24 protein-coding genes are annotated in these 21,974 nt (G+C 64.8%); 19 read left to right on the top strand and 5 right to left on the bottom strand.

The window, feature by feature from the left end; translation table 11 throughout:
* The first annotated feature begins 21 nt into the window (after positions 1-21).
* The 6 genes from FRZ44_RS11325 to FRZ44_RS11300 all read left to right on the top strand — a co-directional run bounded on the left by FRZ44_RS11325 (position 22) and on the right by FRZ44_RS11300 (position 5,792).
* Positions 22-1,299 (top strand): vWA domain-containing protein, encoded by a 1,278-nt coding sequence (locus FRZ44_RS11325; RefSeq protein WP_151177288.1) that lies wholly within the window; start codon positions 22-24, stop codon positions 1,297-1,299.
* 144 nt (positions 1,300-1,443) lie between these two features.
* A complete protein-coding gene (locus FRZ44_RS11320) occupies positions 1,444-1,767 on the top strand; it encodes an XdhC family protein (RefSeq protein ID WP_151177287.1) in 324 nt (107 codons plus the stop codon).
* A complete protein-coding gene (locus FRZ44_RS11315; RefSeq protein WP_151177286.1) occupies positions 1,764-2,504 on the top strand; it encodes an XdhC family protein in 741 nt (246 codons plus the stop codon). Before FRZ44_RS11320 ends, FRZ44_RS11315 begins: the two co-directional genes overlap by 4 nt.
* The gene (locus tag FRZ44_RS11310) at positions 2,501-4,147 is read left to right on the top strand and encodes an NTP transferase domain-containing protein (protein ID WP_151177285.1); all 1,647 of its coding nucleotides are present in this window, start codon (positions 2,501-2,503) and stop codon (positions 4,145-4,147) included. Before FRZ44_RS11315 ends, FRZ44_RS11310 begins: the two co-directional genes overlap by 4 nt.
* Positions 4,144-5,382: an aminotransferase class V-fold PLP-dependent enzyme gene (locus FRZ44_RS11305; protein WP_151177284.1), complete on the top strand. Its 1,239-nt coding sequence runs from the start codon at positions 4,144-4,146 to the stop codon at positions 5,380-5,382. The genes FRZ44_RS11310 and FRZ44_RS11305 overlap by 4 nt, the downstream gene beginning before the upstream one ends.
* Positions 5,379-5,792 carry an iron-sulfur cluster assembly scaffold protein gene (locus tag FRZ44_RS11300; protein ID WP_151177283.1) on the top strand — a complete coding sequence of 138 codons (414 nt, stop codon included), beginning with the start codon at positions 5,379-5,381 and terminating at the stop codon, positions 5,790-5,792. Before FRZ44_RS11305 ends, FRZ44_RS11300 begins: the two co-directional genes overlap by 4 nt.
* Here the strand turns inward: FRZ44_RS11300 and FRZ44_RS11295 are convergent.
* The 3 genes from FRZ44_RS11295 to FRZ44_RS11285 all read right to left on the bottom strand — a co-directional run bounded on the left by FRZ44_RS11295 (position 5,782) and on the right by FRZ44_RS11285 (position 8,291).
* Complete coding sequence (locus tag FRZ44_RS11295) at positions 5,782-6,219, bottom strand: hypothetical protein (RefSeq protein WP_151177282.1); 438 nt, start codon at positions 6,217-6,219, stop codon at positions 5,782-5,784. The genes FRZ44_RS11300 and FRZ44_RS11295 overlap by 11 nt on opposite strands.
* A 78-nt stretch (positions 6,220-6,297) precedes the next feature.
* A complete protein-coding gene (locus FRZ44_RS11290; RefSeq protein WP_191908536.1) occupies positions 6,298-7,269 on the bottom strand; it encodes a DMT family transporter in 972 nt (323 codons plus the stop codon).
* Positions 7,270-7,742: 473 nt separating this feature from the next.
* On the bottom strand, positions 7,743-8,291 hold the full coding sequence (locus FRZ44_RS11285; RefSeq protein ID WP_151177280.1) for an ATP-binding protein: 549 nt from the start codon (positions 8,289-8,291) through the stop codon (positions 7,743-7,745).
* Between FRZ44_RS11285 and FRZ44_RS11280 the strand changes: the two genes are divergently transcribed.
* The 11 genes from FRZ44_RS11280 to FRZ44_RS11230 all read left to right on the top strand — a co-directional run bounded on the left by FRZ44_RS11280 (position 8,290) and on the right by FRZ44_RS11230 (position 18,783).
* Positions 8,290-8,973 (top strand): hypothetical protein, encoded by a 684-nt coding sequence (locus FRZ44_RS11280; protein WP_151177279.1) that lies wholly within the window; start codon positions 8,290-8,292, stop codon positions 8,971-8,973. The two genes, FRZ44_RS11285 and FRZ44_RS11280, sit on opposite strands and share 2 nt — an antisense overlap.
* Before the next feature lie 72 nt (positions 8,974-9,045).
* On the top strand, positions 9,046-9,786 hold the full coding sequence (locus tag FRZ44_RS11275; RefSeq protein WP_151177278.1) for an NYN domain-containing protein: 741 nt from the start codon (positions 9,046-9,048) through the stop codon (positions 9,784-9,786).
* 180 nt (positions 9,787-9,966) lie between these two features.
* Positions 9,967-10,923, top strand: coding sequence for a 3-hydroxyacyl-CoA dehydrogenase NAD-binding domain-containing protein (locus FRZ44_RS11270; RefSeq protein WP_151177277.1), 957 nt, complete (start codon positions 9,967-9,969; stop codon positions 10,921-10,923).
* A 2-nt stretch (positions 10,924-10,925) separates the two neighbouring features.
* Positions 10,926-11,768 carry an S-formylglutathione hydrolase gene (fghA, locus tag FRZ44_RS11265; RefSeq protein WP_151177276.1) on the top strand — a complete coding sequence of 281 codons (843 nt, stop codon included), beginning with the start codon at positions 10,926-10,928 and terminating at the stop codon, positions 11,766-11,768.
* A 249-nt stretch (positions 11,769-12,017) separates the two neighbouring features.
* Positions 12,018-12,935, top strand: a complete 918-nt coding sequence (locus tag FRZ44_RS11260; RefSeq protein WP_151177275.1) for a fatty acid desaturase — start codon at positions 12,018-12,020, stop codon at positions 12,933-12,935.
* 261 nt (positions 12,936-13,196) lie between these two features.
* On the top strand, positions 13,197-13,499 hold the full coding sequence (locus FRZ44_RS11255; protein WP_151177274.1) for a cold-shock protein: 303 nt from the start codon (positions 13,197-13,199) through the stop codon (positions 13,497-13,499).
* Positions 13,500-13,750: 251 nt separating this feature from the next.
* Positions 13,751-14,236, top strand: a complete 486-nt coding sequence (locus FRZ44_RS11250) for a flavin reductase family protein (protein WP_151177273.1) — start codon at positions 13,751-13,753, stop codon at positions 14,234-14,236.
* A 53-nt stretch (positions 14,237-14,289) separates the two neighbouring features.
* Positions 14,290-14,979, top strand: a complete 690-nt coding sequence (locus FRZ44_RS11245; RefSeq protein ID WP_151177272.1) for an NAD(P)H-dependent oxidoreductase — start codon at positions 14,290-14,292, stop codon at positions 14,977-14,979.
* Positions 14,980-15,293: 314 nt separating this feature from the next.
* Positions 15,294-16,694, top strand: coding sequence for an acyl-CoA dehydrogenase family protein (locus FRZ44_RS11240; protein ID WP_151177271.1), 1,401 nt, complete (start codon positions 15,294-15,296; stop codon positions 16,692-16,694).
* Between the two features lie 202 nt (positions 16,695-16,896).
* Entirely contained in the window at positions 16,897-17,715 is an 819-nt protein-coding gene (locus tag FRZ44_RS11235) for an FRG domain-containing protein (protein WP_191908535.1), read from the top strand.
* Positions 17,716-18,783, top strand: coding sequence for a DUF262 domain-containing protein (locus FRZ44_RS11230; RefSeq protein ID WP_151177270.1), 1,068 nt, complete (start codon positions 17,716-17,718; stop codon positions 18,781-18,783). It begins immediately after the preceding gene.
* A 140-nt stretch (positions 18,784-18,923) separates the two neighbouring features.
* On the opposite strand, the gene FRZ44_RS11225 is transcribed toward FRZ44_RS11230, so the two are convergent.
* Positions 18,924-19,319, bottom strand: coding sequence for a COG4315 family predicted lipoprotein (locus tag FRZ44_RS11225; RefSeq protein ID WP_151177269.1), 396 nt, complete (start codon positions 19,317-19,319; stop codon positions 18,924-18,926).
* Positions 19,320-19,755: 436 nt separating this feature from the next.
* On the opposite strand from FRZ44_RS11225, the gene FRZ44_RS11220 reads away from it, so the two are divergent.
* A complete protein-coding gene (locus tag FRZ44_RS11220; protein ID WP_151175693.1) occupies positions 19,756-20,919 on the top strand; it encodes an IS4 family transposase in 1,164 nt (387 codons plus the stop codon).
* 77 nt (positions 20,920-20,996) lie between these two features.
* Here the strand turns inward: FRZ44_RS11220 and FRZ44_RS11215 are convergent, their stop codons facing one another.
* Positions 20,997-21,191 (bottom strand): hypothetical protein, encoded by a 195-nt coding sequence (locus FRZ44_RS11215; RefSeq protein ID WP_151177268.1) that lies wholly within the window; start codon positions 21,189-21,191, stop codon positions 20,997-20,999.
* A gap of 331 nt (positions 21,192-21,522) precedes the next feature.
* Between FRZ44_RS11215 and FRZ44_RS11210 the strand changes: the two genes are divergently transcribed.
* Positions 21,523-21,816 carry a GYD domain-containing protein gene (locus tag FRZ44_RS11210; protein ID WP_151177267.1) on the top strand — a complete coding sequence of 98 codons (294 nt, stop codon included), beginning with the start codon at positions 21,523-21,525 and terminating at the stop codon, positions 21,814-21,816.
* Positions 21,817-21,974: the final 158 nt, after the last annotated feature.

Genomic DNA, 21,974 nt, shown 5'->3' with positions numbered 1-21,974 from the left:
CCACGACGGGTTATCACGCCAATGATCCCTTCTCTCGCCGCCACCTCCAACGGCAACGGCGCCGAGCCGCCGCCGGTCGAGGCGAGCCGCCTGGCGGAGAACGTCATGTTCTTCGCCCGCACCCTGCGCGCGGCGGGCCTGCCGATCGGGCCCGGCCGCGTGATCGATGCCTTGCGCGCGATCGAGGCGGTCGGCATCGGCACGCGCGAGGATCTGTACTGGACGCTCCATGCCGTGTTCGTGAACCGGCGCGACCAGCAACCGCTCTACGATCAGGCCTTCCACATCTTCTGGCGCAATCCGCAGCTCCTGGAAAAGATGCTCCAGACCATGCTGCCCTCGATCGCGGTGCCGCGCGACGAACCGGAGAAGGGCGAGGAGATGCTGCGCCGGCTGGCGGAGGCGCTCGCCGGCCGGCAAATCGAACGGCCCGGCGAAGAGCCGGAGGAGAAGGTCGAATTCGACGCCGCGATGACCTTCTCGGCGCGCGAGCTGCTGCAGGGCATGGATTTCGAGAAGATGTCGAATGCGGAGATGGACGAGGCCAGGCGCATGATCGCGGCGATGCGCCTGCCCATCATGCAGTTGCCGACCCGCCGCTTCTTTCCGGATCGCCACGGCCGCCGGGTCGATATCCGCGCCACCCTGCGCGCCTCGCTGCGCGGCGGCGGCACGATCCTGCTGCAATATAAGCGCAAGCGCCGGCGCCATCCGCCGCTGGTCGTGCTCTGCGACATCTCGGGCTCGATGAGCCGCTATTCGCGCATGATGCTGCATTTCATGCACGCCATCACCAACGACCGCGACCGGGTCCATTGCTTCCTGTTCGGGACGCGCCTCAACAACATCACCCGCGCGCTCCGCCAGCGCGACGTCGATGTCGCGCTGGCCAAGGTCGCCGCCAAGGTCGAGGACTGGTCGGGCGGAACGCGTATTGGCGGCTGCATCGCCGAGTTCAACGCGGTCTGGTCGCGCCGCGTGCTGGGCCAGGGCGCGGTCGTGCTGCTCATCACCGACGGCCTCGACCGCGAAGGCGCCCATGGGCTCGCCGACGAGATGGAACGGCTCCACAAGAGCTGCCGGCGCCTGATCTGGCTCAACCCGCTGCTGCGCTTCGAGGGCTACGAGCCCAAGGCCCAGGGCGCCCAGGCCATTCTGCCCCATGTTGACGATTTCAGGCCGGTGCACAATCTGGAGAGTATCGCCGAGCTCGGCGCCGTCCTCAGCCGCCAGCCCCAGCGCCGCCTGGAGGCGGCGGGGTCCTACGCGGAGCTGATGGCCGGGCGCGGCGGGGATTGACCGGGTGTGGTAGGATGACGTCTTCCCCCTCCCTAGCCCTCCCCCGCAAGCGGGGGAGGGGACAGATCGCGATTGTCCCCTCTCCCCGAAGGGGGGAGGGCTAGGGAGGGGGAAGACGCGATATATGAGAGAGGCACCAGAACCATGGATCGCAGCGAACAGGACGTCATCGACCAGGTGCTGGCCTGGCGCAGCGAGGGCCGCAAGGTGGCGTTGGCCACGGTCATTGCGACCTGGGGCTCCTCCCCGCGTCCCGTGGGCAGCCAGCTGGCGGTCGATGAAGCCGGCCAGATGGTCGGCTCCGTTTCCGGCGGCTGCATCGAGGGCGCGGTCGTGAAGGAAGCGCAGGAGATCATGGCCGGCGCCAAGCCGCGGCTGTTCGATTTCGGCATCACCAACGAGCAGGCCTGGGAGGTCGGGCTCGCCTGCGGGGGCAAGCTGCAGGTCTATGTCGAGGCCGTGGAATGAGGGAGGCCCTGCTCCGCCGGTTGGTCGCCGACCGCCGACAGCACCGGGCGGTCGGGCTGGTGACCGATCTCGCCAGCGGCCAACAGCTGTTGCTGCATCCCGACGCGGCGACGGGCGACCTGGCGCTGGCACCCGAGGCCCTCGAGCAGGCCCGGCGCTGGCTGATGGCCGATCGCAGCGGCCTGCTCGATATTCCCGGGCGCCAGTTGTTCCTTCAGGCCACCATGCCCGCCCCGCGGCTCATCCTGGTGGGTGCGGTTCATATTTCGCAGGCGCTGGCGCCGATGGCGGCCCTCGCCGGCTACAGCGTCATCGTGATCGATCCGCGGCGTTCCTTCGCGACCGATGCGCGTTTTCCCGACGTGACCTTGAGCGCCGACTGGCCGGACGAAGCGCTCGAGCGGCTGGCGCCCGACCTCCGCACCGCGATCGTCACGCTCACGCACGATCCCAAGCTCGACGATCCGGCGCTCACGGTCGCGCTCAACTCGCCGGCCTTCTATATCGGCGCGCTCGGCAGCCGGAAGACCCACGGAGCGCGGCTGAATCGCCTGCGGCGGGTCGGCTTCTCCGAAGCCGACCTCGCCCGCATCCATGGGCCGGTCGGACTGTCGATCAACGCGATGTCGCCGGCCGAGATCGCGGTCGCGATCCTGGGCCAGATCACGCAGGTCCGCCGCGCCGGCGCCAAGGGGCCGGTCGGCGGCGAAGCGCCCGCACCGGAGCATGCGGCGTGATCTTTGCCAGCCTTCCCGTCGGCGAGGCCGAAGGCGCGTTGCTGGTTCACAGCATCAAGATGGGCAAGATGGCGTTCCGCAAGGGCCGCAAGCTCTCGCCCGACGATCTGCGCGCCCTGACCGCTGCCGGCGTCGAGCGCGTCACCGTCGTCCGCTTCGAGCCCGGCGACGTCGCGGAGGACGAGGCCGCCCGCAAGATCGCGACCGCCGTCTGCGGCGAGAATCTCGAGGTGGCGGCGCCTTTCACCGGCCGATCGAACCTGATCGCCAAATGCCATGGCCTGCTGGTGGTCGACCGGCCGCGGCTCGACCGGCTCAATGCCGTCGACGAGGCCGTCACCCTCGCCACCCTGCCCGCCTTCGACCTGGTGGCGCCGGGCGACATGGTGGCCACCGTCAAGATCATTCCCTTCGCCGTGCCGGGCGAGGCCCTCGAGCGCTGTCTCTGGACGCTCGCGGGCGAGCCGCTCCTGCGCATCGCGGCCCTGCGGCCGCGGGCCGTCACCTTGATCCAGACCCGCCTGCCGGGGCTCAAGGAAAGCGTCATCGACAAGACGGTCGCGATCATGAACGAGCGCCTGTCGGGCCTGGGCGGCGAGCCTGCGCGCGATCGCCGCTGCCCGCATGACGAGGCGGCGCTCACGGCGGAAATCGATGCCGCCCTCGAGGGCGGCGCGGAAATGGTGCTGATCGCCGGTGCGTCGGCCATCACCGACCGGCGCGACGTGCTCCCCGCCGCGATCACGCGTGCCGGCGGCAGGGTGGATCATTTCGGCATGCCGGTCGATCCGGGCAATCTGATGCTGCTGGCCCATATCGGCGACAAGCCGGTGCTGGGGCTCCCGGGCTGCGTGCGCTCGCCCAAGCTCAACGGCTTCGACTGGGTGCTGCAGCGTCTGATGGCGGACCTGCCCGTGACGCGCCAGGACATCATGGCGATGGGCGCGGGCGGACTGCTCAAGGAGATCCCGACCCGTCCGCAGCCGCGCGCCAGCAGCGAGAGCCTGGCACCGCGCGCGCCCAAGGTCGCGGCGATCGTGCTGGCGGCCGGCCGCTCCAGCCGCATGGGCAGCGCCAACAAGCTGATGGCCGAGCTCGAGGGCAAGCCGCTGGTCGATCATGCCGTCGATGCCGCGCTGGCGGCGCGCCTCGACCGCGTCGTGGTCGTGACCGGCCACGAATCCGAGCGGGTGCGCCAGAGCCTCGGCAATCGGAGGGTCGAGTTCGTCCACAATCCCGATTATGCGAGCGGCATCGCCAGCTCGCTCGCGGCCGGGCTCGCGGCGCTGAAGGACAGCGCCATCGACGGCGTGCTGGTGCTGCTGGGCGACATGCCGCGGATAGCGCCGGCTCAGCTCGACCGGCTGATCTCCGCCTTCAATCCGGTCGAGGGTCGCGCCATCTGCGTGCCGACCTTCAACGGCAAGCGCGGCAACCCGGTGCTCTGGGGCCGGCGCTTCTTCGAGCCCATGGCGCATCTCAAGGGCGATGTCGGCGCGCGCCACCTGATCGCCGAGAATGGCGAGCTTGTCGCCGAAGTGGCGATGCCCGACGACGCCGTCCTGACCGACGTCGACACGCCCCAGGCCCTCGAAGCGCTGCGCCGGCAGGAAGGCAAGAGCGGCGGGGACCGGTCCGCATGAGAGTGCCCAAGCCCTTCGACCCCGATCATTGCCGGTCGCAATTTCCGATCCTGACCGAACCGCCCGGCGGACTGCCGCTCCATTATCTCGACAATGCCGCCACGGCCCAGCTGCCGGCCGCCGTGCTCATGGCCGTGCGCCGCCACGAGACCATGGCGCGGGCCAATGTGGCACGCGGCGTCCATCAACTCGCGGAGGCCGCAACCGCGGCCTATGAGGATGCACGCAGTGCCGTCGCCGACTATCTCGGCGTGACCGATGCGGAAGAAGTCATCTTCACCGGCGGCACCACCGCCTCGATCAACCTGGTGGCCTATAGCTTCGGCGAGCGCCTGGGGCCCGGCGACGAGGTCCTGGTCAGCGAGCTCGAGCATCACAGCAACCTGGTCCCCTGGCAGATGCTGGCGACGCGGCGCGGCGTGGCGCTCAAGGTCCTGCCCGTGACCGATGAAGGCCGGCTCGATCTCGAGCGCCTGCCCGCAATGGTGAGCAAGCGCACGCGCCTGATCGCGCTCACCCATTGCTCGAACGTCACGGGCGCCATCACCGACATCGGCCCGATCGTGGCCGCGGCGCGCGGCGTCGGCGCCCGGGTTCTGATCGACGGCGCCCAGCGCGCGCCGCATGGACCGCTGGATCTGGCTGCGCTCGGGATCGATTTCTATGCCTTCTCCGGCCATAAGGTCTATGCGCCCAACGGCGTCGGCGTGCTGTGGGGCAGGCGCGAGCTGCTCTCGGCGATGCCGCCCTTCCTGGGCGGCGGCGGCATGATCGCGCAGGTGGACCTCGATGCGGGAACGACCTTCGCCGACATCCCGCGCCGCTTCGAACCCGGCACGCCGCCGATCGCGCAGGCGGTGGGACTGGGTGCCGCCGTCCGCTGGGTCAAGGCGCTCGACTGGGCCGGCATCGCCCAGCATGAAGCGCGCCTCACCGGCCGCATTCTCGACGGGCTCGGCGCCCTGAAAGGAGCGCGCGTGATCGGACCCACCGGGCTGCAGGGCCGGCTCGGAGTGGTTTCCTTCACGCTCGACGGGATCCACCCGCACGATCTCTGCCAATGGCTCGACCGCAAGGGTGTAGCGCTCCGCGGCGGGCATCACTGCGCCCAGCCCCTGGCCCGGCGCTTCGGCGTCGCCGGCACCACCCGTGCCAGCCTCGCACCCTATAACAACGACGCGGATGTCGATGCCCTGCTCGCCGGGCTCGAGGACGCGATGAAAAGGTTCAAATGACCGACGAGCTTTATCACGAGAAATTGACGCAGCGCGCCGAGGCGGGACGCGCCTATGGACGGCTGGAACAGCCCGACAAGAGCGTGACCCTCGACAACCCGCTCTGCGGCGACCGCGTCACCATCGATCTGAAGATCGTCGACGGCAAGGTCGTGGCGGCCGGCCATCGCACCCGCGGCTGCCTGCTCTGCGAGGCGGCGTCCGCCTTGATCGTCGAGCAGTCTCCCGGCCTTTCCCTCGATGCGCTGGCGGGCCTCACCGACCGGGTGCGCCATTTCCTGCAGAAGGATGGCCCCGCGCCGTCGGGCTGGAGTGCGGTCGAGGAATTCGCGCCCGTGCGCAAGGTCAGAAGCCGGCAGGATTGCGTGATGCTGCCCTTCCGCGCCCTCGCCCAGGCCGTCAGGGTCTGATCTTCCAGTCGCCGGTGGTGTTCCACCAGCGGTTGGGATTGTCGCGGTCGTCGAGGCCCTTGGAGCGGCTGCTCAGGATATTCTGAAGCCGTATCACGGGCTCCTGGTAGCTGTGCGTCTGGAAGATCGTCTCGATCACCCGATCGACGAGCGCCTGGTCGGGCGGCAGTTCGAAAGACAGTTCGACCGTGCCCGGCCGCTTCCGTACCTCCGTCTCCGCTCCCGCGACAGCGCCTTCGAGTGGGCGGTACCATTCGATTCCGCCACCGGACTGATAGGCGTTGCTGTCATACTTGCCCATGACGAGCGGCGCGATCCTGGTGACCGCGGCCATGATGCGATCGACGTCGTCCGCCGGTGCCTGCAAGGTCAGGAGCAGCATCGGCTCCATCCGCACCGCTTTCGTCTCGAAGCCTTTCGCGCTCATTCGTCCCTCTCCCTCGGTCTCTGACGAGCGGCGATCCTGAACGAACGCCACTGACAGCGCTGTGTCAGCAGGATGAGGTCAGCGGCGGTCCGCGAGAGTTGCCACGGCCACGCCGACAATGACCAGCACCGCCGCCAGCATGTCGAGCCCGGTCAGGGGCTCGGCCAGGATCGCGACGGCCAGCAGGATCGTGATCACCGGGCTCAAGGTCCCGATCATCGAGTTGGCCTGCGCCGAGATCCGGTGCAGCGCCGCGTTCATGAAGAAGGACGGCAGGATCGTGCCGCCGATCGCCAACGCCACGCCCAGCAGCCAGATATGCGGGGTCAGCGCCAGCCGACCGACCGGATGGGTCAGCAGGAACTGGGCGATCACCACGACCGACGCCGCGCTCATCGCCACGCAGGTGAAGAGCCGCGGTCCCATCTGCAGGATGCTGGCCTTGGCGAACAGCTGGTAGAGCGCGAAGCAGATCCCCGCCCCCATCACGAAGCCCGCCCCCAGCGCCGCGTCCTCGCCGAGCAGCGAGAAATCGCGCAGGAACAGCAGCAGCAGACCGCCATAGCTGATGGTGAAGGCCGCCAGGGATTTGAGCTTGATCGGCTGGCGGAAGAAGAGCGCGCCGAACAGCATGACGAAGAACGGGTATGTGAAGAGGATCAGGCGCTCGAACTGCGCCGAGATCAGCTCGAGGCCCTTGAAGTCGAGATAGCTGGAAAGCCAATAGCCGAGTGCGCCGACCAGGGCGGCGCGCAGGATCAGCCGTCCGTTCGCATGATCGAAGGGACCGCGCCGCGAGGGCAGCAGCGTATGGAGGCCGATCGCGAGATAGACCGGCAGCGACAGGATCATGCGCACCGCCAGCAGCGTCTCGGCATCGACCCCCTGGGCATAGGCGAGCTTGACGATGATCGCCTTGGTCGCGAACAGCGTGGCGCCGGTGCAGGCGAGCGCATAGCCGATCCAGAGCGCGCCGCCGACGGCAGGGCGCAGCGGCGTTTTCGCGGCGGGAACGGTCGTCGAAGCGGCGGAGCTGGGAGGGGAGGACATCACGCAATCATTCATGACTTCGGGCGGGGAAAGATCCCGGGAACGATCGCGGAGGAAGGGAAAGATCCGGCCCCCGCGAGGTTCGCGAGACCGGATGAAGACGTCAAAACATCAAACGCCGTTCCGGCCGCGCCACGCGGAGCCAAGCCAAAGCTGACGAATTCGGGCGCCGAGAACGGAACGGATCATGACGAGGCAAGCGATAACATGGGCCTGGGTCGAAACGCCATGCCAATCGCGCGTGACTGTCCTTCGCAAATGCACGAGCCAGGGCCACCTTCCGTCCGCAGAGACGGACGCTACACGCTCTATCGTCACCCCCGCGAAAGCGGGGGCCCATCTGTCAGCCCGACGCGCTGGATCGACTTGGGTCCCCGCTTTCGCGGGGATGACAATGGGGGCACTTGGCGTGCACCGCCCCCTCACCCCACAAAGTGAGGAAGAAATGCGAAGCTCAGTCGCCGTCTTGCCCCCTACTCCGTCGCCCCCGCTTCCCGCGCCATGTCGCGCTGGCGGAAGGCGAGGAAGCTCCGCACCGCGCTGAGGCCGTCGGTCTGACACCAGGTCCGGTGGCCGCCAAGGCTGTGGTCCAGATATTGATAGTCGGCCCTGACTGCCGCCCAGACCCGGATCCGCCATTCGATGGCGGCCGGCATCCCGCTCCAGGCCCGGAGGAACTGCACCTTGCGCCGGAACCCGTCCTTCACCTCGTCGGTGATGAAGCCGCAATATTCGATCACGTTGGCGCCGTAATAGGTCTCGCGCCAGGCGGCATATTGCTGGTCATGCTCGGACGAGCCGGCCCGGGCGCCTGCGGCCATACCGCCGACCAGCCCCGCGACCAGCATCAGACCCAGGCCTGCACGACTCCCTTTGCCCATGACCCGAGTGTGGAACCGGTCCGCGCGCCTGGCAATCCCGGCCGCAGGTGAGCCGACCGCCAACCATGCCTTGCCAACCGCGCGATGACCGCGCAGGCTTGCATGATCGGGGAAGGCGCAGGCGTCGTCGGCATTGGGCATGGCACAGCGAACCATCGATCGCACCGCTCGCGGAGGTTTCTGCCTTCTGCTTTCGCTCCTCTTCGCCGTCCTCGGTGGCTGCACCGACCTGGAGGAGCATCGCGTCGGCTCCCTGGTCGAGCACGCGCCCACGCCCGGGAAGCTTCAGGTCTGCCATGGCAGCAATTGCCGCATCGAGACGGCGGTCCGTCTCGACGACAGCGATTGGAACCGCGTCCGCGCCCTGTTCGAGCCTGCGCCAAAGACCGCGGTCGAGGAGCGCCGGCGCATCGCCAATGCGATCGGGCTGTTGGAACAGCTCGTCGCCCCGCAAGCCGGCACTGCCAGGGATGTCGGCCGCAATCTCGCCGTCGCCGATCAATCGACGCAACTCGACTGTGTCGACGAGGCGGTCAACAGCTCGACCTATCTGAATCTGATCGCCGACAACGGCCTGCTGCGATTTCACGCCATCGAAATGCCCGCCCATCGTGGCGGCGTGATCCTCGCGCACAACACGGCCGTGGTGCGCGACATCGCGACCGGTCGACGCTATGCGGTCGACTCCTGGTTTTATGACAACGGGTCCCCCGCCGTGGTGCTGCCCCTGCAGACCTGGCTCGATGGCTGGGAGCCCGGCGACAGCATTCCGGTCGCCAGCGACGCCCCGAGCGACACGCAATCGAGCGACAGCACGCCCTAGAGCGGCCGTCATCGCCCGCCGCTCCTGGAATTTGCTATACTCTCCATCCGCCAACCGAAGGAGCCTGCGCCCGTGACCGACCAACCGCGCCGCCTCGCCGTCCTCATCGATGCCGAGAATGCGCAAGCTGCGCTCCTCAACGAGCTCTTCGCGGAGATCGCCAAATATGGCGTGGCCAGCGTGAAGCGAGCCTATGGCGACTTCACCAGCACCAACCTCAATGCCTGGAAGGCCGCGCTGCTGAAGCATTCGATCAAGCCGGTGCAGCAGTTCAACAACACGGTGCGCAAGAACGCGAGCGACATCGCTCTGGTGATCGATGCGATGGATCTGGTCCATTCCAAGCGCTTCGACGGATTCTGCATCGTCTCGAGCGACAGCGACTTCACCGGCCTCGCCAGCCGCATCCGCGAGGAAGGCCTCACCGTCTATGGCCTGGGCGAGAAGAAGACGCCCTCCTCCTTCGTCGAGGCTTGCGACAAGTTCATCTATACCGAGATCCTGAAGGGCCCGGCCCGGACCAGCGCCGGCCGAAAAGAGGCGGTGCCCGCGCCGAAGGCCGTGGCCCTGCCGGCGGAAATCCTGACCATCCTGCAGGATGCGGTGGATTCGGCGAGCGACGATTCCGGCTGGGCCAATCTCGGCCGCGTCGGCCATATCGTCGGCAACCGGCTGCCCGATTTCGATTCCCGCAGCTATGGGCAGAAGACATTGACGGCGCTGCTCGAAGCGAGCGGCGAATTCGAGCTGCAGCGGCGTGGCCCCAAGGGCGGCCAGCAACATGTCGTGGTCCGGGTGAAGCCCAAGCGCTAGGCCGGCCCCTCGAAAGCGCGAACGCCGGGGCGATTTTTTCCGCTGCTTTGGACGATTGCCTATCCTCCCCCGCTCTGAAACACTGGCGCGCTTTTCGTCGCCCCAGCCTCGTCGGGACATCGGGCATTGTCCTGCGACAGGGGCTTTCCAGACCCCCGCGCCTCCCCAAGGAACCCCACAATGAAATTGATCCCCCTGTCCCAGGTGAAGACGGTCGCCGTGATCGGCGTCGGGCTGATCGGCGCCGGCTGGACCGCCTGGTATCTGTCGCGCGGCTTCGCGGTGCGGGCGAGCGACGCCGATCCGAAGCGCGAGGCCTTCCTGCGCAATTTCGTCAAGGACGCCTGGCCGCTGCTGAAGAAGCTGGGCATGGTGGAGAACGCCGATCCCAGCCGCCTCACCTTCCATGCCGACCCGGTCGAGGCCGCGCGCGGCTCGGATTTCGTGCAGGAGAACGTGTTCGAGCGGCTGGACCTGAAACAGGACGTGCTGGCCGCGATCGACGCCGTGCTGCCGACCGACCGGGTGATCGCCTCCTCGACCTCGAGCTATCCGCCCAGCGATCTGCAGGCGAAATGCAAGCATCCCGAGCGCGTCGTGGTCGGCCATCCCTTCAACCCGCCGCATCTGATCCCGCTGGTCGAGGTGGTCGGCGGCAGGAAGACCGATCCGGCGGCGGTCGACTGGTCGATGAATTTCTACGACGGCATCGGCAAGAAGGCGATCCTGCTCAAGAAGGAGATCGTCGGCCATTACGTCAATCGCGTGCAGGAAGCGATCTTCCGCGAGATGGTGCATTGCGTCGCCGAGGGCATCGTCAGCGTCGAGGATGCCGATATCGGCGTCGCCTACGGGCCGGGCCTGCGCTGGGCCTTCATGGGCCCCGCCTTCACCTATCACATGGCCGGCGGCCCCGGCGGGCTCGCCTACAGCTTCGATCATTTCGGCCCGGACATCGAAAAGAACTGGGCCGACCTCGGCAATCCCAAGCTCACGCCCGAACTGATGAAGACCTTCATCGAGGGCACCAAATCCGAGGCCGGCGGCAAGAGCTATCCCGAGCTCGCCGCTTGGCGCGATCGCTGCCTGGTCGCGATCCAGGGCGCGATCGACGAGGAAACGAAGAAGAAGTCCTGAGCATGACGATCGAGACCATCTCCGAGCATCGCTGCTTCGGCGGGACCCAAGGCTTCTACCGCCATGCCTCGACGGCCTGCGCCGGGCCGATGCGCTTCTCGGTCTATCGGCCGCCGCAGGCGGCACGCGGCCATGTGCCGACGCTGTTCTTCCTCGCGGGCCTGACCTGCACGGAAGAGACCTTCATGATCAAGGCCGGTGCCCAGAAGATCGCGGCCGAGCTCGGCCTCATGCTGGTGGCGCCCGACACCAGCCCGCGCGAGCCGCGCCTGCCCGGCGACGATGCGGATTGGGATTTCGGCCAGGGCGCCGGCTTCTATCTCGATGCGACCCAGGCGCCCTGGGCCGCGCATTACCGCATGCACGACTATGTCTCGCGCGAGCTGCCGGAGATCGTCGCGAAGCTCTTCCCCGCCGATCCGAAACGCTTCGGCATCTTCGGCCATTCGATGGGCGGCCATGGCGCGCTGGTGCTGGGCCTGCGCCATCCCCAGCGCTTCCGCTCGCTCTCGGCCTTCGCGCCGATCTCGAGCCCGTCCCAGGTGCCCTGGGGCATCAAGGCCTTCACCCAATATCTCGGGCCCGATCGCGCGGCCTGGACCGAGTGGGACGCCAACGCGCTGGTGCGCAAGCGCCCCTATGGCCGGCCGATCCTCATCGACCAGGGCCTTGCCGACAAATTCCTCGAGACGCAGCTGAAGCCCGAGCTGTTCGAGGCCGCCTGCAAAACCGCCGGCCAGAAACTCATGCTGCGCCGGCATGAGGGCTACGATCACGGCTATTATTTCATCGAGAGCTTCATCGAAGACCATCTCCGCCACCACGCCGCGGCGCTGGCGGGCTAGTAAACGCAATTGAACAAGCCCCCTCCCCTTGCGGGAGGGGGTAGGGGGAGGGGTTCTCGCCACCATTCTCCGCCCTGCTCAGCCGTCACATCAAATGTCGCGTTGAGATTTGGGCGATCATTGCGCCGGGACTTCGGGCGAGTTGAAGCCGTAAACTCAAATGGGGAGTTTGTCGCGAAGACCCCTCCCCCTACCCCCTCCCGCAAGGGGAGGAGGCGAGAAAACAACTCACATGACGCATGAACACCCATGGATGACGAAGTCTTCCGCAGCCAGCTGGTCAGCCGTGACGCGCTGAGGAATCTCAGCCGGCGGCGCGATCTTCCCGGGCTGATCCGGATCGGCGCTCATCTGGCGCTGATCGTCGCGTTGATCGTGCTCGCGATCCTCCTGCGCGGCACGGCCTGGCAGATCCTGGCGCTCTGGGCCGAGGGCGTGGCGCTGGTCTTCCTGTTTGCGCCACTGCACGAGACGATTCACCGGACGGCCTTCAGGCAGCGCTGGCTCAACGACGCCGTCGCCTGGCTCTGCGGCGCGGTCATCATCCTGCCGCCGGAATATTTCCGCGCCTTCCATTTCGCCCATCATCGCCACACCCAGGATCCGGCGCGCGATCCCGAATTGGCAAAGCCCAAGCCCCGCACCCTGCGGGGCTGGCTCTGGTATCTCTCCGGCCTGCCCTATTGGATCGCCGAGATCAAAACCACCCTGCGCCAGGCGCTGGGCCATGCCGAGGACGCCTTCATCCCCGCCCGCGCCAGGCCGCGCGTGGTGATCGAGGCGCGGATCCTGTGGACGATCTACCTGGCGCTGGCCGTAGGCTCGGTCGCCTTCCGCAGCGACGCCCTGGTCGTCTATGGGGTGGTGCCGCTGCTGCTGGGCATGCCCGCCTTGCGCGGCTATCTCATGGCCGAGCATACCGGCTGCGCGTTCGGACCGGACATGCTGGCCAACTCCCGGACCACAACGACCAACCCGCTGGTCCGCTTCCTCGCCTGGAACATGCCGTTCCATGCCGAGCATCATGGCTGGCCGGCCGTGCCGTTCCACGCGCTCCCCGCCCTCCACCGGCTCGTCGCGCAGGGATTGCGTTGTCGAGGCGCCGGATATGTCTCCGTGGCCAGGAATATCCTCTCCTACCCGACCCAGGGCGTGGCGCCGGGTTGAGCCTGGAAGATGCGTCCGCTTCTTGTCCTATTTCGTTGGCCGGAGAACGAGGCGAGCCTAGTGCCGCAGGCGATTTCGCAGTTGCGGCAGTAACCGGCCCGCTTGCTTTTCCGCCCCCTGCCCTCCAATCTAGGCACGCTGTGCGGAGGGTCGGTTGGCTCTCCTCGCCGCCAAAGGGTGTGCCCATCGCTGTGCCAGAGCGGAGGCATATCGTCTTACACAAAATTGTCTGGCACACGGGATGGAAATAGAGCGGTGCCAATGAGCGATTATCAGGGAGGCGGCGGAGACGTCCGCGAAGTCCGGGGGAAAATTAAGTGGTTCCGTGCGGACAAGGGCTATGGGTTCGTGACGCCGGCAGATGGTTCCTCAGACGTGTTCCTTCACATCTCGGCATTGAAGGATGCCGGGCTGCAGGATGCGCCGGAAGGTTCCACGATCCACTGCGAGGTGGGTCAGGGCCGCAAGGGCATTCAGGTTCTGCGGATCATCAATCTCGATGCCAGCACGGCGACGGCGAGACCGCCTCGGCGGCCTTCGATGCCGCCGCGCCTGGAACACTGATCGGACGACGATCGGAATCGGGTGACGGGTACGTGACGGCGAGCCATTGACGACGGGATTTGCGGCGGCGGAGAGCGGCGGGGCAATGCCATCGCCGACGCATCTCGGACGTTGAGGAACGGGCGACGGTCGAAGAGAATGGGGGGTGGCGGAATCCAGCGCTGAACCTCGCCGGGGTAGCTTGCGCGGTGGCGTTTTCCTGTCACTGCGGTCAAGATGGCTTTTTTCAGCGTGGATGTATCGACAGACCAATGACCTTCGACGGCCGCGAATTCCGCAACGCGCTGGGCTGCTTTGCCACCGGCGTGACCATCATCACCACCGTCACCTCCACCGGTCAGCCCGTCGGCGTGACCGCCAGCTCCTTCAACTCCGTCTCGCTGGATCCGCCGCTGGTGGTGTTCAGCCTCGACCGGCGCGCCTACAGCCTGTCGCAGTTCCAGGAGAGCCGCGTCTTCGCGATCAATGTGCTGCGCGAGGAGCAGAAAGACCTCTCCGCGGCCTTCGCGCGCGCGGGCGCGCCCAAATGGGAGGGCGTCAAGTTCGAGGTGTGGGACACCGGCTCGCCGATCCTCGACGACACCCTCGCCTCCTTCGACTGCCGCCTCCACGCCACGCATGACGGCGGCGACCATGTCGTCTTCCTCGGCAACGTCCTCAAGATGCGCGCCCATCCGGAAGGCAAGCCGCTGCTCTTCTTCCGCGGCAAATATATGAAGATCGGCGACATCCATTGAGGGGGCCCGCGCCGACGGCGGCCCCTGCCTGACCCAATCCTCAGGGAATGCCGATGCGTGTCCTGATCGTTTACGCCCATCATGAACCGACGAGCTTCAACGGCGCGATGTTGCGGGAAGGGCTGGCGGCGCTGACGGCGGCCGGCGACGACGTCCTCGTCTCCGATCTCTACGCCATGGGCTTCGATCCGGTGTCGGACCGCCGCAACTTCGTGACGGTCGCGGATCCGAACCGGCTGCGCCAGCAGACGGAGGAAACGCATGCGAGCGCCAACAATGGCTACGCGCCGGCGCTCCAGGCGGAGATGGACAAGGTCGCCTGGTGCGACGTGCTGGTTTTTCAGTTTCCCATCTGGTGGCTGGGCCTGCCCGCGATCCTGAAGGGTTGGGTCGACCGCGTGTTCGCCGTGGGTCGTGCCTATGGTGGCGGGCGCTGGTTCGAGGGCGGCGTCTTCGCCGGCAAGCGGGCGATGTGTTCGGTGACGGTCGGCGGCCTGGCGACGGCCTATTCCGACGCGGGTCCCTATGGGCCGATCGAGCCCATTCTCTCGCCCATCCATCGCGGGATCTTCGGCTTCTGCGGTTTCACCGTGATCGAGCCCTTCGTCGTCTATGGTCCCAACCGGATCAGCAGCGAGGAGCGCCTCGCCTATCTGGAGCGCTATCGCCAGCGGATGCAGGCGCTGGCGACGGCGCCGGTCATCGCCTCGGCCAATCGCGTCGCGTTCACGCCGGCCGGCTGATCGCCTCTTCCTGGTCCCGCCAGGCACCATGCCATTGCCCGACCAATGCCGCGCCGCAGGACGGCAGCAGCCCCGATCGCCACGCCATCGATCGAGAATTCCTCGCGCCAACCCGGCCTATTAGTGGCCTCCGACGTCTCTTCTCTATTGGTATCGGATTGGTCACCGGCGGCCATGAAATGGGCCGGCATCGGCTTGGCAGGCTTTTCGGCTTTCGTGTAGGCTCGGACCCCAAGAAGAAGCCGTCCCGGCGCCCCAACGCGGTGCCGAAGAGGCGGCGTGGAGCGACGTTCATCAATGGGAGAGGCGCGGCCATGAGCCAGACGAAGAAGTGGGGCGACGAGGATTTCTGGGGTCTCGGCTACGACTACGACCCGCAATGGCTCCTGACCGACAAGCAGAAGGAGCTGCAGGCGAAGATCATCGACCTCGCCCGCACCACGCTGCGCGACAACGCCGTCGAATCCGACAAGAAGCTGCTGTTCCCGCGCAAGAACTTCGAGGCGATCGCGAAGCTGGGATTGCTCGGCCTGCTGGTGCCCAAGGAGCTGGGCGGCATGGGCGAGAACCACACCTGCGCCGCCATGGTGGTGGAGACGATCGCGCGCTATGGCTGCCCCTCGACCGCCATGTGCTACACGATGCATCTGGGCGCGGTCGCGGCGGCCCTCTTCCGCCATCACAACAGCCCGATCCTGCAGGACATCCTGAAGCGGCTCGACAAGGACGTGCTGATCGGCACGCTGTCCTATTCCGACCCCGAGACCGGCTCGCATTTCTGGTACCCGGTCTCCTCGGGTGCCGAGAAGACCGCCAAGGGCTGGCATGTGCGCAAGAAGGCCTCCTGGACCACCTCGGGCGGCTTCGCCGACTGGTACATCATCCAGACCACGAGCCCGGACTTCGGCGGCAACTATGCCGACCTCACCTGCTGGCTGATCCTGGGCAACGAGGCCAAGGCCGAACCCTCGAAGTGGGACGGGCTGGGCCTGCGCGGCAACCAGTCCGGCACGCTCGAGGTCGATGCCGACCTGCCGGCGGACCGCATGGTCGGCCCCAAGGGCGACGGCGCCGCGTCCAACGACGAGTGCGTGGATCCCTTCTTCCTGCTCTGCTCCTCCTCCTGCTGGAACGGCATCTCGCTCGGCCTGATCGACATCGCCAAGCGGCACACCACGATGAAGAAGCATGTCGATGTCGGCATGCGCGTGGCCGACTACCCGACCATCCAGGACTATGTCGGCGAGGCGATCATCGACACCAACACCTCGCGCGCTTTGACCTTCCAGATGGCCAAGGCGATGGACGTGGCGACCAACAATTGCGACTGGTCGATCCACAAGGACCTCGCCGCCCTGCCCCGCGCCAAGACCCTGCCCTGGATGTGGCAGGTCAAGTTCAGCGCGGCCAAGAACGTGGCGCATGTCGCCGACAAGATGCTCCATGCCTGCGGCGGCACCGGCTACAAGCCCGGCCTCGGCATCGAGCGTTACTTGCGCGACGGCAAGGCCGGCTGGGTGATGGGCCCGACCAACGAGGTGCTGCGCCAGTTCGTCGGAAAATCCGCGCTGCTGGGCTTCGAGAGCCTCGACTACTGGAACCAGTCGATCAACGAGCGCGTGCTCAACAACGAGCTCAAGAAGCTCGACGCCGCCGGCAAGCGCAAGCTCGCCGAGAAGCTGATCGCCGAGGCGCAGGGGAAGGCGGCGGAGTAGTCCGCTTGTCTTCGACGCGTCAGGCTGAAACGACAAGGGCCGGCCCCCGAGGGCCGGCCCTTTTTCATTAGTTCATCCATCACATTTCAATTGCCCCTAAAAGTAGCATTCGTTTAGATTGCTGCTGCGTCATAAATTCAACGCTTAGTATACCCAAAGACAAAAAGAGAATTCTCCCATCTGCGTCGGCGCCGAGGTGACGATGTCGAAAAAAATTACAAGCTACAAACCGAGCGACTTACCCAGCTTCATGTCGATTGTACAAAAGCTACAGCGCAAGGCAGGGCATCCTCTTTGGTTTCGCGGAACGGGTGCCGCATCTCACCGTCTCATTCCATCACTGTATCGTCACCCCAGCATTCAAACGCTAGCTGATCTTCAACTTCTTGAGCGACAGCTCATGACGCGATTTCGGCAACGTAGCCTTCCCTATCATACTCGGAACTTGGGCGATGACTGGGAGGCTCTCTTTTTCATGCAGCATTATGGCGTACCTACCAGGTTGCTCGATTGGACTGAAAATCCATTTGTCGGCCTGCATTTCGCACTAATGTCGGCACCTCGTCTTCCCACTAGCCGCAACAAGACACTTTACAAAGAGCCCGCAATTGTTTGGGTCCTAGATCCTGTTGCCTGGAATCGATCTGCCCTCCGCCATGTCTCCTACAAGGGCGGCCCATTGACCGCTGGAGATGATGACCTCAAAGGTTACACTCCCGGCTCGAGTCTAGGGACAATGGGCAAATATCCGATCGCACTCTTTGGAGCTCATAACAGCGCACGTATTGTTGCTCAACAAGGAGTCTTTACGATATTCGGGGCGAGCAAAGAGCCAATGGAATCGCTATTGCATAGCGAGGAAATTCCGCCCGAATGCCTATCTTGCATAGTCGTAAGCGAGACGCGAATCCAACCAATGCGTAAGTCGATCCTCAACCAAGGCATTACCGAAACAGTCGTCTTTCCGGACCTTGAAGGGCTTGCACGGGAGACCAAACGTCACTTTGGATTCGAGGTTTAGATGAAGCCCCAAACGACCAGGTTGAAAGTCACTCCCCACGAGCCAAAGACGCTTTCATGGTGGAGGGCAAGAAAATCAAAGATCGATATGGACGCGTCTTATCAACGCCGCGGACGTCTTTGGTCCGCCGCAGACAAGGCATACCTTATTGATTCCATACTCAATGGATTTGACGTCCCGAAGCTATATCTAGCAGATTTTACCTATGCGGATTCGAAATTGAATAAGAAGCGATTGCCCTATGCTGTCATCGACGGCAAGCAGCGCCTGGAAGCCATTTTCGATTTCTTTGAAGGTACAGTTCAACTGAACTCTGATTTTGTGTTTTTGGAGAATCCGGCTCTAAAACTCGGTGGCCTGAGTTACCGTGATCTATCGCAAAACCACGGTGAGATCGCCGAGGCATTCGACAACTATAATCTCTCGATAATGAGTGTAATTACGAACAAAGAGGAACTCATCAATGAGCTGTTCGTGAGGCTAAATCGAAGCAAGCCATTGACGGGCGCAGAGGTGCGGAACGCGATGGCGGGACCGGCGCCTGAGGTAATACGTCAGATATCAAAGCACGATTTCTTTTCAGAGTGTGTTTCATTCCAAGTACTTCGTGGGCAAGACCTTAATGCTGCAGCCAAGATCATTCTCTTTGAGTATTTTGGCGAACCACAGGAAACGAAGAAGGCAAGCTTGGATGCATTCGTACTGGCTGCATCCAAGGACCGAAATCGGTTGGAGTTGGCTGGACGGAGAACCTACTCGACTCTGGATGATCTAACTGGCGTGTTCCTTCCCAAGGATCGCTTACTTCTGTCGGCGGGTGTGGTCCCTGTCTACTATTGGTTCATACGATCGATTAAACAGCGTCAATATCGCATCGTTCGCGAATTCCTCGTTCAATTTGAGGAGGAGCGCTGGGAGAACCGTCAGAAGGCGGAGACTGCAGGAAGCCGCGGGATCGACAAGCAACTACTTGAATACGATCGACTGAACCGCAGCACCAACGACCTCACCAGCCACATTGAGCGAGTTCGAATTCTTGCAGAGAGGTTTTCTCGTTTTGCTTCATAAATCGTTCATTTGAACTCAACCAGTAGCAACTTACCTCGATGCATTTGGGCTGAATTCGTTAAGCCAGTATGACAAGGGCCGGCTCCTCTCGGAGCCGGCCCATTGTTTTATGCACTGTGTAGCGCGGCGCTCGCGCTCGCCTACTCCTTCACCACATGCCAGACGTTCTTCATGTTATCGCCCATCACGTCGCCGGGCGCTTTGTCCTTGGCGAAGGTGTAGAGCGGCTTGCCGTCGTCGGCCCATTGCATGGTGCCGTCGGGCCGCTTGATGATGGTCAAACCGCCGACCGGCATGGCGCCGGCCTCGGCCTTGGCGGGCGGCCAATACTCGGCGCATTCGCCCGTGCAGTTCGACACGCCGGGCGCGTCCTTGTCGTAGGTGTAGAGGGTCATTCCCTTGGCGTCGGTGAGGACCTTGCCCATCGAGGTCTGCATCACCTTCATCGGACCGTAATCCTCGGCCTGGGCCGAGAGCGTGACGCCGGCGGACAACGCCAGGCCGGCGAGCATCGCGAGCATCGTGATTTTACGCATGGTGGTTCCTCCTCGCGGGCGCACTGGAATAGGGCCCGCAGGATTCGATCCTAGCCACCCGGACGGGTCGACGATGTGTCGGCTCACGGCGATGTGACCCGCCGGCCCCTGCGATCACCGAGATGTTACGCCGTCCTGGGGCTCGCCTCGTCAGATCCTGTCGACAGCGCGGGAGAGAACAGGCGGCGGTTCCGAATCTCGATTTTTTGCTTTGTCCCCTCCCCCAACTTTTGGGGGAGGGTTGGGGAGGGGGCTGCTCGATATCGACCCCTTCGCACCTCGGCGGGATCGTGGACCGAGTCATTCCCCTCCCTGCCCTCCCCCTCGAGGGCAGGGCTGTCCGGGGAATGAGTCGATAGGTCGCGGGCGCATGCCCGGTTTTCCGGAGGTTTTCCGGGTACTTTCTGGTTGTCGAGACTCAGAAAGGGAACCGGGCATGCAGTACATGGGTAGCATCTTCGTGAGCCTGCTGAAACCCATCGATCGGCGTCAATTCCGCACGCTGGTGGAGCGCCACGACGGCGATGCCTACGACAAATCCTTCAAGAGCTGGGATCATCTGGTGGCGCTGATCTACGCCCAGCTCAGCCACGCCAAGAGCCTGCGGGGGGTGGAGGCGGGTTTCAACGCCAACTCCCAGCATCACTACCATCTGGGGGTCGGGAAGCTGGTTCGTTCGACCTTGTCGGATGCCAATGCGCGCCGTCCAGTGAGTGTGTTTGCGGGGCTGTTTGGCACGCTTTCCCAGGAGGTGGATCGGCTGGCTCGCCAGGAAGGGAACGAGATGCTGCGTTTGATCGACGCCTCGCCGATTCCGCTGGGCAAGGTCTGCGCCTGGGCGGACTGGAACGGCCGGATCCGCGGCATGAAGATGCATGTCGTCTACGATCCCAAGGCCGATCGCCCCTGCTCGGTCGAGGTCACGCCGGCCACCATCAACGACATCGAGGTGGGCCGGCGCGTGCCGATCGAGGCCGGAGCCACCTATGTCTTCGACAAAGGCTATTGTCGCTACAGTTGGTGGTGCCAGATCGACGCCGCCGAGGCGGTCTTCGTCACGCGCGCGAAGTCCAACATGCGCTTGCGCGCCACCAAGCGGCGCAAGCTCCGGAAGATTGTCGGCGACGGCTTCAGGATCATCGACGACGCCGAGGTCCGCCTCGTCAGTAAGGGCGATTCCAAGCTGGCGATCCGGCTGCGTCGGATCCGGGTCCGGCGCGAAAAAGGCGGCGTCATCACCCTCATCACCAACGATATGACCCGCTCGGCCGTGGAAATCGCCACCCTCTACAAGACCCGGTGGCAGATCGAGCTGCTGTTCCGCTGGATCAAGCAGCATCTCGATATTCGCAAGTTCCTTGGCAACAACGAAAATGCCATCCGGCTGCAGGTCCTCGCCGCCATGATCGCCTATCTGCTCCTGCGCATCGGCGCGCGCCTCCACAGCGTGAAAATCCCCCTCCTGCGACTGGCCGAACTCGTCGGCCAGTCGCTCTTTACCAGGAAAACCTTCCACCGTATCGATCGCCCGCCGCCCGTCAATCCAAGCAAGCCATCTCCCAAAGTCCCAGCCAACCAGATGGCGTTCTGTTATGCATGAGTTTCCCCGGACAGCCCTGCCTCGAGGGGGGAGGGGATTCGAGCGCGTGTTCTTGTTCTTAGAACTCGACCGCGGCGCTATCCGGCGGTCGGAGCATGCCCTGCGTCCTGGTCGTCGGCGGCGTGGCAGAGCCACAGTCCTCCAACCGGGGAACAGACCGCGCCCTTGAGCGCGGTGTTCATCTTCGCTGCGTCATCGTTGACCGCCGACGCGGCGGCGAGGGTCTGGATCGCTGAAATGGACAGCCCCGCTGCCATCGACAGCGCAATCATCAGGGGTCGGCGCATCCTGCCTCCTCGCGGGCGCAAGAGAGAACCCGCCTCGACTCATAGATTGGGGATGGCGTCGCGGCGCGGCAGCGCCCGTCACGACGATGTGACCGTTTTCGGGCTCCATGAACGCGATCTCATCCTGGAATCCGCGGCGCGCCGCCGCATCGTCGGGCGCGCTTCGCAAGAAGGGTCGGAACGCCGCTCTCCCATGCCTCCCCGCCTCGCAATTGTTAAGCCGGGAGAACAGGCTTGCTGCTAAACTTACATTCCTATCGGTGCGAAGACATCGAGGGCCGTCTTAGGACAGCACTTCATCGCAACGGAGGCATGCATGGCAAAGTACATTCTGCTGACCAATTGGACCGAGCAGGGCATCAAGAACGTCAAGGAATCGCCGAAGCGGCTCGACGCGGCCAAGGCGCTCATCAAGAAACTCGGCGGCGATTTCAGGAAGTTCTATATGACCACCGGCGCCCACGACATGATCCTGATCGTCGATCTGCCGAACGACGAGGCGGCCGCCAAGCTCGCCCTCACGCTGGGCATGGGCGGCAATGTCCGCACCACGACGCTCAAGGCCTTCTCGGAAGATTCTTATCGCGGGATCATCGCCTCGGTCACCTGACCGACGACAGTTGTAACGTTTTTTCACGGCCGGTGCGGCAGGCGCCGGCCTTTTTTCTGCGCACTCCGTGCTCATATGTCATTCCGCAGCGACCGGAGGTGGGGCCGTGCGAAGGCTGCGGCGCACTGACCTGTCGTCCCCGATCCGGAGTTGCCCCG

Origin of the sequence: Hypericibacter terrae (genome assembly GCF_008728855.1) — a bacterium.
Taxonomy (GTDB): Bacteria; Pseudomonadota; Alphaproteobacteria; order Dongiales; family Dongiaceae; genus Hypericibacter; species Hypericibacter terrae.
This window is presented reverse-complemented; position numbering and strand designations above follow the sequence as displayed.